Below are 13706 nucleotides of genomic sequence, written 5' to 3'. Positions count from 1 at the left end.
CTTTGGTCACCCTCAGTCCAGTTATCCCAGGTCAGGGACTTGCCGATCTCGCTGACGTGCCGCGCAATCCAACAGATGCTATGCCGTCCGCTCACGCATCGCTCACGCAATCCCGACCCTACGCACGGGGCCAGGAGTTGACGTGAGCCGCTTCTGCATCTCCTCAATGCGACACCGCATCACCTCCGCTTTCTGCTCTTCGCACCGGAGCTTCCTCTTATGCTGCGACCCGTTCCCCAGCCAGACGCTCTCGATCCACCGCCGCACGTGCTGCCTGGGTGCCTCGACGCTGTAGGCAGGGACTACGCGGGCGCTCTCCACGACATCACGGCGCTCGCCGCAGTCCGGGCAATCGACGACTCGAACGGACACGCAACTCTGGTAGCGGTGCTGAGTGTGCTTGGCGACATGGCAGGTCACGGTCACCGAGCCGCGTTTCTCGCGGTCGGCCGCCCAGTCCCTTGTCGTTGTGCCGGACAGCGGATGCGGTCCTCGCCATCGCCGACCAGCCCGACTGCGTGAGCCTGGTGCCCTCCTCGCTTCAGCTCAGAGGTGGGCCGGACCTGATCAAACGAGGTCAGCGTGCCAAGCCGTGTTGCGAATCAGGTACCGGTAGCCGACCCACTCCTGTGCCAGACGCTGACCGGCGACCAAGAGGCCGACAGCCTTCGCCCGGTGCGCAGCGGGCATCCACTCGGCCAAGGCACGAGCCTCCCCCGCTTCGACGGCCTTCTCCTTCGCGCCTCGTGCCCGTCCGAGTTCCAGGAGCGCGCCGTAAAGTCGTTCAGTGGGCTGGACAGTCGGAAGTCCCCGCTCGCCGGCCGTCTTGGATGCCGCGTGCGGGATGCGGATCCCACTCAGATCGAGGTCACCGAAGTAGCGGATCTTTGCAATGCCGTGCTTGTCCGCGATCGTGTTCACCGATGCACGGAATGTGCCGCCGAGTCCCCAGGCGACGTACCCCAGGCGGTGGTCATCAGGGAGGCTGTGGACGAGAGACCACCAGGTGGCCGAGTTCTCGACCACGAGCAGGATGTCTCCGCCGCCGACCTGTTGATAGTAGCCGTCCCCGATTTCGGTCAGGAACGTCTCTGTAAGCAGCGGCGGGTGCGTCGTGAACGTACGCAGTGCCGTGTGCAGCCGGTCGGAGTCGCCGAAGATCGGCCCCGAGCGCAGGGTATCGAAGGTCTTTTCCGGCATGGGAAAGTCCGCTTCGCTCCCGTACGTTCCGAAGATCTCCAGGGCCCGCTCCCGGAGCGGCACGGGGAAAAGGTCCGGATCGGTCATCAGCCACTGGTTGACGGCTACGTACGCGGAGCGCTGCTTCGGGGTAGCCGTCGGCCATTCTCGGGCGAGTCGGTAGAGATCGGGGTGCCAGTGCGGCATGGGCGGTGCGGGTGGTCGCGGGGGTGCGGTGGCGCAGAGCCAGATTTTGAGGGGCAGGGACACCTTGTCCCGGGTGCGTTGCTTCATCTGTTGGATCAGGCCTTGCTCTTCGAGTTCGTCCAACATCCTCGACAAGAGCAAAGGTTCAAATTCGCTGTCCGGGTTACGATTGTTCACCTTTCGGAAGGCGATCCAGACGTCGTCCAGTACGACGTGCGTCCTGCGCACGCCGCTCCAGCCCAAATCCGTGGCACCGGCTCTCAGGTGCCCGATGAACTCACTCTGCCTGTGCTTCACGGTTCTGTCCGTCTTCCGTCCCTCGCTTGAAGATTCTGGTGGTGGTGACGTTGCCCGTTCCGTCTGACTCGGGCAGCGCGTCGAGCGCCTCCTGGATCCGGTCGGTCACGGTGAGGTACTTGCGCCCCGCCCGCAGATCGGCGTCGTTACGCAACCGCAGGATGAGGGGGAAGCGTTTCAGCGTGCCGTCGTCGGACAGCCCTGTGGTGTAGATAAGTTGCACACCCAGTGCCTCGGCGACCTTGCGTTGGAGGGCGAGCAGATAGTCCGCGTTGGCCCGGCCGATCGGATTGTCGAGGAACAGGACACCGGAGTATGTGTCCCTCTCCCTGCCCCGGTTACTCGCCCGTAGGGCGGCCATGGTGCAGTACAGGAGGATGGCCGCCGTGAGGTGCTGCCCGCCCGAGAAGACGTCCTTGATCTCGGAGACTCTGATGCGCTCGTTGCGCAGCACGGCGTCGGGCTTGAGCATGTCGATCCGGAACCCCCTGGGGACGGCTGCCCTCACTCCCGCGAGCAGCAACGACATCCCGTCCCTGCGTACAGACCGCCCGTCCGCGGTGCGGCCCTTCGCCGCCTCGTCGATGACCTCCCCGATGTGCAGGTGCGCGGTGTCGTCCTGTGCGGGGGTGAAGTTGAAGCGGAGGAATTCCTGGGCGGCCCAGTCGTCCAGGCTGGCCGGCAGCCGGGACATCCGCTGCGCCTGGCGCAACAGGGCCAAGGCCTTGTCGACCTGTGCCTTGAGGTTCCGCACGATCATGGTGCGGTGCCGCTCCGTCTGGTCGATCTCCTCGTTCAGAGCGCGCAGGCGCGGCCTGAGAGCGTCGGACCACTCCGTCGCACTAGCCGCCACCCTCTCCCAACCCGCGATACGAATCTGGGTCTGCACGCGGACGTGCAGGTCCTTGAACTCCTCTGCGCCGGCGTGGTGTGTGAGCTTCTCTGTCGCCGTACGCAGGGACTGTTCGTCGGTGTGGGCAACCGTTTCGCGTGTCCTGCGTTCCTTGGCCAGCCCGGTGGCGAGCTCCTGGGCAGCGTCCGCATCACCTTCGTAGGGCACGATGTCGGCTGCGTCGCCCTCGCCCTCGGACACATCCTTGGGGAATCCGTCGACGATGAACTGGAAAGCCTTGGCCGATGCCTCGGCGCCCTCCAGTTGTTGTCCAAGCCGGGTGTGCTCCTTCTGTTGGTCCGCCGCCCTACGAGCGCTCGACGTCTGCTGCTGGCCGGCTTCCTCAACGGCTTCTGCGCAGGACTCGATATCGGCTGGGTATTCGGGAAGGTTCACCGGGGTCGTCACGCGCCCCTGGGCAGTTATGAGTTCATCCTCAGCGCGGGACGCGGCCACCGCCGCCTTGCGCGCCACGCTCTCGGCTTCCCGCACCGCCTGACGCGCGCTCTCCAAAGCCGTCGCTCGTGCCGCTTCGTCGGAGCCCTCGGGGCTCTTCAGCAGTGCGGCCGCTCTGCCGCGGAGGTCCTCGGAGAGGTTGAAGTAGCCTTGCTTCGCTTTGGCGGCGCGTTCGTTGGCTCGCTCACGCTCCTCCAACAGGTCGCTCCCGACCTGAACACGGAGATAGCGTGCCGCGGCCTGGTCGTAGGTGCTCCGCAACAAGGCTGTGGAGAGTTCGGGAACAGGATCGGTAAGGCGAACGTCCTCGCTCCCGGGCAATTTGGCCCGGTCGTCGTTGACGATACGCACGGTGCGTTGGTACTCGTCAGCTCTGCGCTGATGACCGGTGACGAGCTTCTCCAGCTCGACGACCTCATCCTCCGCCTTCCCCGCGGCTTCCTGGCGCTCCCTCATCCTCTCCTTCTCGGACGAGGCCCGCTCCGTCCATTCCGGCAGGTGGACATTTCGATCGGCGAGTGCCCTGAGCCGACCGAGCCGTTTGGTGAGCGAGTCCCGAGTCTCACGTAGGGGTGGGAGCTCCTCCTTGATCTTTCGCCGCCGTTCCTGGAGCGTCTCCAGCACTTCTTCACGTTCCGTCACCCCCGCATCGGCAGCCTTGAGCTCCCGCACCACGCCCGCGTGTTCTTCCGCCAGCTCGGTGACGCTGCCTTCGGGGTAACGCGTCCGCCAGTCCGTGAGAGCGTAGGTCAGCTTGCCGTCCTGCTCGATGCGGGCCGTCAGCTCTTCGGCGCGAGCGTTGCGTACGGTGTGCCGGGCGTCAATCGCCTCGTGCTCGGCGGCCGCCGCGTCCACGTCGTAGAGGGCGGGATGAGGCGGGATCACCACCTCGACACCGTCTGTCAGCGCGGCCTCGGGGTCGGTGAAGGTCCTGGTTGTCGCAACCGACACGAAGACAGTCGGTTGGGGACGCAGTGCCGTGAGCACGTCCCGGGCGCGGTCGATGTCAGCAGGATCGTGGAGGAGGATACCCGCGGCCAGGTGCGGCAGCCGCTCCACAATGTCGCGTCGCCGCTCGGCATCGGGGATGGCGGCGAGGTAGCGCCATCCCGGAACCGCGACCACTTTGGCGTCCTCAAGGGCCTTACAGGCATCGGAGACCACTTGGGCCGGCGGCAGGAGATCACCCGCGGCCAGGGCGTGGCGCGCCTGTTCGTCGATGGACGCGGCGACCCTCAGCTCGGTCCGCTCTCGTTCGGCCTCAAGGCGTGCGGCCTTCAATGCCTCCAGGAGCGCGGCGACATCGCGTTCGAGGTCGATGTCCGGCAGGTCGAGAAGCGCCACGAGCCGGGGGTTTGTCTCCCATCGGCCTGTTTGTGTCCGGGCCTCCTCCAAACGGTCGGCGAGCTGCTTACGGCGCCCACGCAGATCGCCCGCCTGCGACTCGGCCTTCCGCAACTCGTCCTGCGCGAGGGCCTCTCGGTCTGCGAGTTCCGCCCATTCTCGTTCCTGGTCAGTGACGCGCTGGGCAGTCTTGTCGCGTTGTTCCTGAACGGTCTCCACGCTCCGGGAGAGCGCCGCGACGTCATGGAGCAGACCGTCCGAGACAGCTGCCTCGATGTCCTCGCGCAGCTGTGTGATCAGCTTGTTGAATTCGACGGCCGCGTTCTCGGCGGTCGTGGCGTCCCGGTACGCCAGGCGTGCTCGCTCTTGTGCTGCCTTCTTCTCCTCTTCCCGCGCCGAGACCCGCTTCAGCTCGTCGGAGGCGGCGTGGGCAGCGTCGTCAGCCGTCGCCCACAGGCTGCGTGCCAGGAGACGGGCCGCGCTGTCGCGCTCTTCCAATGCCGGGCGTGCCTTCTCCTCCTCGGCGCCGATGAGTTCGGTCAATGTCTTGACCTGGGCGATGCTGTCCCCGTACTCGTGCACGGTCGAGGTCTTCTCCCAGGCATCGACCATGTCTTGCGCCCGGGACAGCCCCTTCTCCCGCGCTGCCAGCTCCCGCTGAGCCCTCTGAAGCTTCAAGTCTGCCCAGTGGCGCCGGAGTTCAGCAACAACCACCTCGGCTCGTTCGGCACAACGGGTCAGCTCTTCAAGTTCCTCTTGCGCCTTGTCGAGCTTTGCTCGCCGCCCGAGCACCACGTCGTGCTCGTTTCGCGCACGTACCCGGAGCCGTCCGCCTAGTTCCGCGACGTCACGAGCGGCCTGCTCCGCTCGACGCCGCGACTGCCGGGCGGCTTCGGCCTGTTGGGCGATGGGTCCCAGGAGATCCCGTGCGCCGGCGACGAACTCCCTCTCGGCGAGGAGCAACCCCCGACCGGCGAGCCGCTCCACATGTTCGGTGACCAGCGCCGCCAGGTCGTCCATCTCATCAGCCTTGACGATGGCCCGCAGCAGGAAGTCGACGAACTTCACGTCCGAATCGAGCTTGAGCCAGTTCGCCGCTTCACCTTCGTCGACGTTCATCTCCCTCTGGTAGCGGAAGAGTTCGGGGTCGAGTTCGAGCAGCTGCAGCCGAGTAGTCCAGTCGCCCTGATGCGGTGTCCAGTACAGGGCCAGGCTCTGGTCGGCCGCGTACGCCTCCTGGAGCTCGTCCCGGTATGTGTCCAGAGTGCGCGACTTCGTACCGACCGCCATCGGGAGGGTGTCGAGGTTGATCTCGTCACTGGGCTGCAGGCAGTACCAGCGTTCCCGCAGGTTGTCGGACACTTCGGAAGCGACCTGGTTGCGCCAGGCCATCACTTTTCCGGTCAGCAGCAGCTCCCCGGTCAGCGGGTTCATCCATTCAAGGACGATGTGGGAGACGTCCTTGGGCATGACGAACTTCTCCACGACGCGCGTGTTGGTCGTGCCCACGGTGTGGCGACGTCCGGGAAGGACGACAGAGAAAACGAGCTTGAGCAGAACTGACTTGCCGCCCCCGTTCTCCAGCAGAATCAGGCTGGCGGGCGAGGGCCGGTAGGTCGTGACGGTGGTGTCGAAGAGGGCTCCTTGCTCGGCGCCCACCTGGCGTCCCACGCCACTGAGGTCCATCGTGACGTCGTGGAAGCGGGCACCGGCCGGTCCGACCGTTCTCAACCGGACACGGGACAGCTCGTACATGAATACCGTTCTCCTAGTCGTACAACGTCTCGGAGCAGGGGGTACGGAGCGTTCCCTTCCCGGTGATGGGAGGCAGCACCCCGAGTCCCATCAATTCCTCATAGGCACGTGTGCTGGCGAGTTCACGCACATGAACCTGATAGCGGTGGGTGGCGCGGAAGACGTTCTCCCCGTCCTCAGAGTCGGCTCTGCCCTGGTGGAACATTCCGCGGTCGACCAGGTACGCGAGAGCCCGGCTGATGAGAGTGCGGGTAGCCGATGCTCCTGATCGTCCGGCCTTGGTCGGGGCGACTTCGGGCCGCCGCTCGTACGCCCGCCAAGCCTTCTCCAGTTCGCCAGCATCGGCCGGTGGATCCTGCGACTCCTCGCTCTCGGCGACGCGCTCCGCCAGCACTCGGCACACCGATCGCACCAACCGGTCAATGGACGACACCCGGACCTTGCCCTGATAGCCGTCATCCGCCAAGTCCTCGGGCCGAGGGAAGGCCAGGGCCGCGACCGCCAGGTGCGTGATGCCGTACAAGATGCGTTCGGCCTCCCGGTTCTCACGCATCCGTACCTGCCGGGCGTACTGGTCCATCCGAGTCTCGAAGGCCGACCCCGGCAGAGCGGTGTGCACCATGCCGGCACGTGTGGTGACCGCGATGACCCTCAGACCCATGCCCGCCGCGTACCGAGTGACTAGGGTCTCGAAGTCCGGATCCTCGGCGTAGCGCTTCACGAGTGCCGAGTAGGCGCTGTCGCGCGCGGGTCGGACCTTGGGTCTGAAGCCGTAGCTGACGAGTCTGCCTGCGGCCTCCGCGTCGTCAGCGACGGTCTCGATGGGATCGTTGGTCATGATCGTCCACTGTTCCTCTCCAGACGGTCGGCGTCCAGAGCCGCTCGGTCGAACGCCGCGGACGTCAGCAGCAGGTCGTCACCCTCGAACCCTTGGCTGTCCAAGGGCATTCCTGCCGATACGGCGAGCAGGACACGGTCGGCTCCCTCACTCAACGCCGTCCCAAGTTGCGGGCTGAAGGCACGCAGCGCCAATAGCACCAGCAATTCGGGGAGTTCCGAATCGAGAGACGCGGCCTCCTCCAGCAAGTCGGACAACAGCCGTGCCTCGTCGGCCAGATCGAGCAAGGACTCGGCCACGCCCTGCTGCTCGTCGGTGTACCCGCACACTTCCACGACCGGAACGAGCTCCGGCTCCTCCTCCTCGCCCGTGAACCGGGCTCGTTCGGGTGAGGGGGCGAGCAACGCGGGAACCAGCGTGGCCAGACAGAGCTGGTCCTCCGTCGTCGGCCCCACGGACTGCTCGTAGAAAGAGCGCACGGGACGAGCCGCGTCGGCCAGCGTCAGCCCCAGTACCGGCTCAAGGAGGTCGCCGTACACGTCCACCGGAGCCCTGAGGGCGGTGCCGGAGAACTGCTGGCGGTCCTGTTCGTCGAGAAAAAACCTTCGAGCGCCACGCAAGCGGGTCTGCAGCCGTGTGTGTCGCCGAACACAGTCCTCCAGAATGTCTACCAGGTCGGCGGCCTGCCTCCTGCGGAGCGGATCCTCGGACTGATCACGCACGGTGGAGACGGACCGGGCGATCGCGACCTCTTCCTCTAGCCGGTTGTCGACATGGTCCAGAGCCTCGTTGAGAAGGTCCGGTATCTCGTCCGTCCAGTCGACCGTCGTCACATTGCGGCTTGTGGCGTCGAGTTGGTCCCGGATGATCTCCGCGTACTGAATGGTGCGGATGCGGGCCTGCTCGGCCACGGCCTTCGCGTCGGCCAGCCGCCCTCGGCCGATGAGGTTGCGCAACCTCACCTCGGCGGCGATCTGGGCTGACTCCACATCTGTGTCCAACGCGCCGACCAGAACGTTCAACGCCTCGTTGGAAGCACGCAGATACAGGTCCCCATTGCTGTCCGAACGCTCTTCGATCAGCTTGAAGTCCCACTTCCTCAGCGCATATGCGCCCGCGCCGTCCACTTCTCCGTAGAAGCGGCTGAAACCCCTGTCCGCGTCCCGAACGTTGATCAAGGAGTCGAGCACCCACCCGGCGACCCGTGTGTGCTCATCGGCCGGGCGGTCCGGCGCCTGCCAGCCGACGAATCCCGCAGCCCTGAGCAGGACCTGTTCGTGGTTGGCTCCCGTGTCGTAGTCCATCGCGATAGCCACGTGATCGATGATCTGCAGGGCCACTTCGGCCATCTGGTACTGGGTACCGTTCAACCAGGGCTGCTTCGCCTGACGAATGTCGAGGTCATGCAAGGGCGCCGTGCAGGCCAGGGCCTTCAGCCTGCGTGTGAGCCCCTGGTCGGCCCAGACGTTTCGACCGCCCCCGTGATCATTCATGACGTAACTACATATGCACGACGCCGCAGGCGTCACCTGATGCACATAAGTTGGCGAGAATCAGTGCGGCACCCCTCTATCGCGACCGATCAGTAACTTTGACTCCATGGGGCCTTTTCCTGCGGATTTCCCGACCTCTTCACCCTCGTAGTCATCCGTAGTAACCTCGCCGCCAGTTGCATACTTGTCCGAATCGCATCCTGCCAGGAACTTCAGCCGCCACGTTCCCTGGGGCAAGCTCGCCTTTTGGTGCCGCACACCTCCCAACAGGGCATACGCAATGGTGGGCACCGGAAGCCCATGGAATCGGCGCGCAAAGCAGCGCGACTTATACCCACCCGGTAAACATGAACCCGAGCGTCGTGAGCCCTTCGGCAACGCACAAGTGGTCCGAAGCGCCGCCGACCTCGGTCTGGAGGAGTTGGTAGGCCACGCCGTGCGTCTTGCCCCAGTGCATGGCGGCGCGCCATAGGTGCCGGCCGATACCCTGCCCGCGAGCTTCTGGGTGCACGGCGAAGTACTGCGGCATGAGCTGGGCTACTCCCGTGGGATCGGGACGGATCTCCATGGGGCCGATGGCACCGATAACACGGCCCTCCAGCACGGCGGCAAGGACCGGCCCGCATCCCTTGGCCTTCATCTGACGGTCAAGAAAGACGAAGCCGTCGGCCGCCACGGTCTGGGCAAAGGTGGTGAAGGTGCCGCGGATGTGGGCGGGCCAGTCCTCGAGCTGACGGACGGGGCCGACAGAGGCGGGACAGGGCCGCGCAGTGAAGTCCTGGAGCTGGATCCGGACGCCACGGGGATGCGGTGTCTCCGGGCCCAGAGGCCGGACGATGCGGGCAGAGGATGCTCTGTGGACGGTGGAGAGTTTGACTGCGAGTTCCGCGGCCTGGTCCAGGATGTCGCCTCGGTGACCGTAGGCGAAGACCTTCACCGCTCCCCGGCCGCGGGTCAGCAGAGTGGGGATGAGCGTGTGGTCGGGGTGGTGCACCACGTCCTCGGCGAGGACGACCTCCTGCTTCTCGGTGCTCCAGCGGCGATCCTTGTCGTACGGCAGGAAGTGGCGCTCAGTTGCGGCGGCAACGAGGGTGGCTTCGAAGAGGTCCACGGTCAGGGCGTGCGGGTGGACGGGGCCGAGGGTGGGCACGACCGGTGCGGTGAGCACGGGGCGGAGCCAGTCCCAGCGGAAGAGCATGCGGGCACCTTAGCGCTATACATCAGGGTGCTCCGGCCCGTCGGTGGGACAGGCCGGAGCACATCGATCGGGCCGGAATTAGTGGGGGTTGTCGTCGCCGGCGTCGCAGGAGCACTCGGCGCTCTCGACGACGTCGTCCAGGTCCGCGACGAGCGTCACGGCGGCCGAAGCCACCGGGGGCGCGGCGCGGCGGGCGCTGTTGGGCGGGCCGGTCAGGATCTGTACCGGTACGGGTCCGGTCATGAGGTCACCTTCTCCTTGTCTCCGTGCTGGCAGTAGCTGTGCAGCGGCGCCTTCGCCTCCTGGTAGTGCTTGGCCAGGGGACGGCAGACCCGGCAGGTGCCGGACAGGGCGCAGCCCTCGCACCCTCCGGTGCGAAGCATCAGGCGGTCGGCGATCGTGCCGAGCCGTCGCAGTCCTTCGATGCCTTCGGCCATGAGGTCGATCTGGTCGTCGCGGCCGACCTTGCAGATCGAGACCTTGGCGTGCGGGTCGGCGTGGAAGAAGGTGTGGCCCGCGTTGCATCCGGCGAACGGTTTGCGCTGGCGCAGGTGGTCTGCGGACTGGGCGAGGAGGGGTTCTCCACCGCCGTAGATCGTCGGGGTCATGTTGGTGTACGCGTGGTGCTCCACGCCCCACTCCCCGGCGAGCGCGGCCATCGCGTCTGCCTCGCTGGCGTTGTCCTCGGTGACGACGATGTTGATGCGCAGCGACAGCCCTGCGGCGCGGGCGGCGTCCATGCCGCGCCGGAACGCCTTCCAGGCTCCGCGCCGCTGGGTGAGCGCATCGAAGGACTCCTCGCTCGCGCCGTACATGCTGACGACGAGGCGGTACGGCGGGCATTCCTGGAAGAGCTGGAGCAGGTCGGGGCGGAACAGCAGGGAGCCGTTCGTGGAGATCGTGAGCATCATTCCGGCCAGCCAGGCGTACCGGTATGCGTTCTGGAAGTGCGGGTCCATGGTCGGTTCGCCGCCGGTGATCTGGAGCCAGATGACGCCGGCCTCGCGCATGATGTCCAGGAGCTTGACCTTGTCCTCCCAGGTGAGGCCGGAGAAGGGACGTTCGCCGAGATAGCAGTGCTTGCAGCCGAAGTTGCAGCCGAGGTTGATCTCCCAGGAGGCCCGGCAGTATCCGTACGTAGACGGCTCGCGGATCAGGACCGTGTCCGCGGTCGGGGCGCCGGCGACATCGAGACCCCAGGCTTCGGCCGCCAGGTCGACCGCCCAGTCGGGCAGGGGCTGCGTGCCATCAGCGGCGTGGAGTTGCTCGTAGTGGGTGGCCGGGATTCGGGCGCCGGAACGCCCTCCGGGGCGCAGCAGGAGGTGGCCGTCGAGAAACGGGGCGGCGATGAGCTGATGCATGGCTTGCCCTTCATGGTTCGAGTCGGCAGTGCAGGGAGCAGTCCGGGCATGCGCGGCCCGAGATCGGGTCGGTGCCGCTGCCGCCGCAGGTCGAGCAGACGTCAGCGCTCGGGGTTGGCGGCGGGAGCTGGACGCGCCCGAACAGCAGTCGGTCGCCTGCAAGGGCGGCGTCCAGGTAGGCGTCGAGGCGAGCGGCGTCTGCGGACTGCGGCAGTGGGTCGAGACCGAGCAGGAGGATCGCAAGGCCGGTGCGGGTGACCAGTTCGGTCCAGGTACGGCGGGTTGGTAGCTGCAGTCGTCGGAAAGCATCAGGGATGTGCAGCAGCACGCGGTCGCCGACGAGTTGTAGGCAGCTCTCCAGCTCCGGGATGACTTCGCGGGCTCCGGTCAGGCCACCGAGGCACGCGGACAGTCTCCGCATTCGGTCCTCGGCCGGCACGGCGGTGCCGCCATCAGTCAGGACCGGGGTGTACGTGATCAGGATGTGCGCGATCTCCCTGCCATCCGGTCCGGCACCCTGCCAAGTCCAGGCTGCGAGCGACACCAGCAGGCGTAGATCAGGGCCCGACGGGGTGAGAGCGACGCTCATGCTGACGTCCCACCCGGGGCTTTGAAGCACGACCAGACGATCTTCCCGAACGGGGTGCGGTTCTCCACGCCCCAGCCGTCGGCAAGCGCGGTCACCAGGAGCAGCCCGCGGCCGGCAGTGTCCGTGTCACCGGGATGACGGGGGTGGGGGTGCTGGCGGCGGCTGTCGTGTACTTCCAGGCGCACGACTTCGTCGTCGGCGTCGAGTCTGACGAGAAAGCCGCGGCCGGGATCAGTCCCGTGGAGCACGGCGTTGGTGGCGAGTTCGGAGACGCAGAGTCGGATGTCGTCGCCTCGGCCCAGCAGGCCCCAGGTGGTCAGGGCCTCGGTGGTGAAAGCCCGTGCCTCGGTGACCGATTCGGGACGGGACGCGAAGAACCTCTGGATCGCCTTGGTCATCACGACGGTCCTCACGACTAGGCGTCCACGACTCGGGTGGTGCCGGAGTGCGAACGGTGGACGGAACCGCCTCTAGAAACGGTCGAGGGCATGGAGCGCGGGTGCCGGACCAGCAGCAGCCGGGCGCCGGCCGATTCGATCTGTCGCCCGCGTTCGGCTGCTATGCCCTTCGGGCCCAGGTGCGACATGGCGGGGGCGACGACGCCGTAGACGTCCGGCAGCGCAAGCACGTCGAGGAGGCCGGTGAACGCCGCCGGGGCGGACCTGGCGGCGTCGCGGTCGGTGAATAGGCCGGACAGTTGCAGCTCGTGCTTACGGCAGTACTCGGCAAGCGAGGCGGCCAGTGCTTCCTGCCGTGCTCGGGATACGCGCACCAGCCGCAGGAAGCCGTAAACGACCGGGCCGCTGACCAGGCGATGTTCCGTGAGGGGTTCCATGCTCGGGACCGTCCAATGGCTCGACTCGTGGTGACGCTTCGAGCTTGTCGGCAGACCAACTCGCGTGGAATCACCGCTCGTTCTACTTCCGTTCCACTTCCGTCCCGCCGCGTCGTCGGGTCTGCTTCGATGGCTGGTGGAAGGGAGTGACGCGTGGCGACCGTGCACCACTGGACCGGGCTTGAGGCCAAGGCACTACGGCTCGCTCTGCGGCTGAGCGTGCGGGCCTTCGCCGAGCGTCTGGGCCTGGCGGTCGCGACTGTGTCCAAGTGGGAGAGCAAGCTCGCTGCCACCGAGCCGAGACCCGATACCCAGGCCATCCTCGACACCGCCCTCGGACGAGCGGATGCCGCAGTCCATCTGCGCTTCGAGACGCTCCTGTCAGAGATGGCCGGCACCGTCGCCGCTGTCGGCAGACGCGTCGTCGCGTCCGGCCCCCGGGCGTGGGAGTACGAGTCCTGGGCTGACGACCTCGACCGAGTCGTGGTCGCCCTGTCCCGGCAGAACTTCGCCTTCGCCGATAGCCTTCTCACCCGGTGGCTGGGCCGGTTCAAGGCCCATGAGTTGGACGAGAAGGGCCTGTACCTCTTCGCCCGCTCAACCGCCTTACTCGGTGACCTCAAACGCGACCAAGGCGTCGTCCTGGGCCCGCTCTCGGCCCAGCACTCCTACGCCGGTGCGCGCACGGTCTTCAGTCAGCTCGACATCCCCCGCCGCGTCGCCCAGCTCGATCTGTCGCTCGCCGTCGTCACCGAGATGTCCGGCAAGCTGGAAGTCGCCGCCCGCAACTACGAGACCCTCGCCGTCGACGACCGGCTCTCCCGCCGTGACCGGGCTCGCGCACGGCTGTGGGTGGGGACGGCACTGAGCAAAGACGGCGAGCACGACTACGCGACCCGCGTCATGCAAGCAGCCACCCGCGAGTTCGAGGACCTCACCGAACCGGACGACTGGTCGGTGGCCCACCAGAAGCTCGCTCTGGCCCGCCGTGGCGCCGGCGACCTCTCTCAAGCCCTGCACTTCATCGACATCGCCCGAAGCAGCGGGATGACCGACTCACCGATGCAGCGCGTACGGCTGGACACCGCTCACGGCCACATCCTGCTCTCCGATACAGCGACCCAGGATGATGGAATCCTCGTCCTCGACCAGGCCGCCAAGGTGGCCGCGCAGTACGGACTCGTGCACCAACTGCGCAGCATCGAGGGCGTCAAGGCCATGAGTGAGGGGCCGACCGGCCCCCGGCAACGGTGACCAGGGAG

Annotated in this window: 11 protein-coding genes; 1 reads left to right on the top strand and 10 read right to left on the bottom strand. The window is 66.6% G+C overall.

Annotated elements, in window-relative coordinates; all coding sequences use genetic code 11:
- Window positions 1–567: 567 nt before the first annotated feature.
- The 10 genes from ABZ172_RS07255 to ABZ172_RS07210 all read right to left on the bottom strand — a co-directional run bounded on the left by ABZ172_RS07255 (window position 568) and on the right by ABZ172_RS07210 (window position 12444).
- On the bottom strand, window positions 568–1683 hold the full coding sequence (locus ABZ172_RS07255; RefSeq protein ID WP_356881050.1) for a hypothetical protein: 1116 nt from the start codon (window positions 1681–1683) through the stop codon (window positions 568–570).
- On the bottom strand, window positions 1664–6130 hold the full coding sequence (locus tag ABZ172_RS07250; RefSeq protein ID WP_356881048.1) for a hypothetical protein: 4467 nt from the start codon (window positions 6128–6130) through the stop codon (window positions 1664–1666). The genes ABZ172_RS07255 and ABZ172_RS07250 overlap by 20 nt, the downstream gene beginning before the upstream one ends.
- 13 nt (window positions 6131–6143) lie before the next feature.
- Window positions 6144–6968: a hypothetical protein gene (locus tag ABZ172_RS07245; RefSeq protein ID WP_356881046.1), complete on the bottom strand. Its 825-nt coding sequence runs from the start codon at window positions 6966–6968 to the stop codon at window positions 6144–6146.
- Window positions 6965–8461, bottom strand: a complete 1497-nt coding sequence (locus ABZ172_RS07240) for a hypothetical protein (RefSeq protein ID WP_356881044.1) — start codon at window positions 8459–8461, stop codon at window positions 6965–6967. Before ABZ172_RS07240 ends, ABZ172_RS07245 begins: the two co-directional genes overlap by 4 nt.
- A gap of 328 nt (window positions 8462–8789) precedes the next feature.
- Entirely contained in the window at window positions 8790–9659 is an 870-nt protein-coding gene (locus tag ABZ172_RS07235; protein WP_356881042.1) for a GNAT family N-acetyltransferase, read from the bottom strand.
- Window positions 9660–9737: 78 nt separating this feature from the next.
- A complete protein-coding gene (locus ABZ172_RS07230) occupies window positions 9738–9902 on the bottom strand; it encodes a hypothetical protein (protein ID WP_356881040.1) in 165 nt (54 codons plus the stop codon).
- Entirely contained in the window at window positions 9899–11020 is a 1122-nt protein-coding gene (locus ABZ172_RS07225) for a radical SAM protein (RefSeq protein WP_356881038.1), read from the bottom strand. Before ABZ172_RS07225 ends, ABZ172_RS07230 begins: the two co-directional genes overlap by 4 nt.
- Window positions 11021–11030: 10 nt before the next feature.
- Complete coding sequence (locus ABZ172_RS07220) at window positions 11031–11609, bottom strand: hypothetical protein (protein ID WP_356881036.1); 579 nt, start codon at window positions 11607–11609, stop codon at window positions 11031–11033.
- Window positions 11606–12007: an ATP-binding protein gene (locus ABZ172_RS07215; protein WP_356881034.1), complete on the bottom strand. Its 402-nt coding sequence runs from the start codon at window positions 12005–12007 to the stop codon at window positions 11606–11608. The genes ABZ172_RS07220 and ABZ172_RS07215 overlap by 4 nt, the downstream gene beginning before the upstream one ends.
- 17 nt (window positions 12008–12024) lie before the next feature.
- Entirely contained in the window at window positions 12025–12444 is a 420-nt protein-coding gene (locus ABZ172_RS07210) for a hypothetical protein (protein ID WP_356881032.1), read from the bottom strand.
- Window positions 12445–12597: 153 nt separating this feature from the next.
- Between ABZ172_RS07210 and ABZ172_RS07205 the strand changes: the two genes are divergently transcribed.
- Complete coding sequence (locus ABZ172_RS07205) at window positions 12598–13698, top strand: helix-turn-helix domain-containing protein (RefSeq protein ID WP_356881030.1); 1101 nt, start codon at window positions 12598–12600, stop codon at window positions 13696–13698.
- Window positions 13699–13706: the final 8 nt, after the last annotated feature.

This window comes from Streptomyces sp. NPDC006296 (assembly GCF_040613235.1).
GTDB lineage: Bacteria > Actinomycetota > Actinomycetes > Streptomycetales > Streptomycetaceae > Streptomyces.
This window is presented reverse-complemented; position numbering and strand designations above follow the sequence as displayed.

Bases quoted from the DNA above. Each gene is read 5' to 3' on its own strand.
- ABZ172_RS07235 (WP_356881042.1), bottom strand. From the start codon at position 9,659: ATGCTCTTCCGCTGGGACTGGCTCCGCCCCGTGCTCACCGCACCGGTC.
- ABZ172_RS07220 (WP_356881036.1), bottom strand. From the start codon at position 11,609: ATGAGCGTCGCTCTCACCCCGTCGGGCCCTGATCTACGCCTGCTGGTG.
- ABZ172_RS07230 (WP_356881040.1), bottom strand. From the start codon at position 9,902: ATGACCGGACCCGTACCGGTACAGATCCTGACCGGCCCGCCCAACAGC.
- ABZ172_RS07245 (WP_356881046.1), bottom strand. From the start codon at position 6,968: ATGACCAACGATCCCATCGAGACCGTCGCTGACGACGCGGAGGCCGCA.
- ABZ172_RS07240 (WP_356881044.1), bottom strand. From the start codon at position 8,461: ATGAATGATCACGGGGGCGGTCGAAACGTCTGGGCCGACCAGGGGCTC.
- ABZ172_RS07215 (WP_356881034.1), bottom strand. From the start codon at position 12,007: ATGACCAAGGCGATCCAGAGGTTCTTCGCGTCCCGTCCCGAATCGGTC.
- ABZ172_RS07225 (WP_356881038.1), bottom strand. From the start codon at position 11,020: ATGCATCAGCTCATCGCCGCCCCGTTTCTCGACGGCCACCTCCTGCTG.
- ABZ172_RS07250 (WP_356881048.1), bottom strand. From the start codon at position 6,130: ATGTACGAGCTGTCCCGTGTCCGGTTGAGAACGGTCGGACCGGCCGGT.
- ABZ172_RS07210 (WP_356881032.1), bottom strand. From the start codon at position 12,444: ATGGAACCCCTCACGGAACATCGCCTGGTCAGCGGCCCGGTCGTTTAC.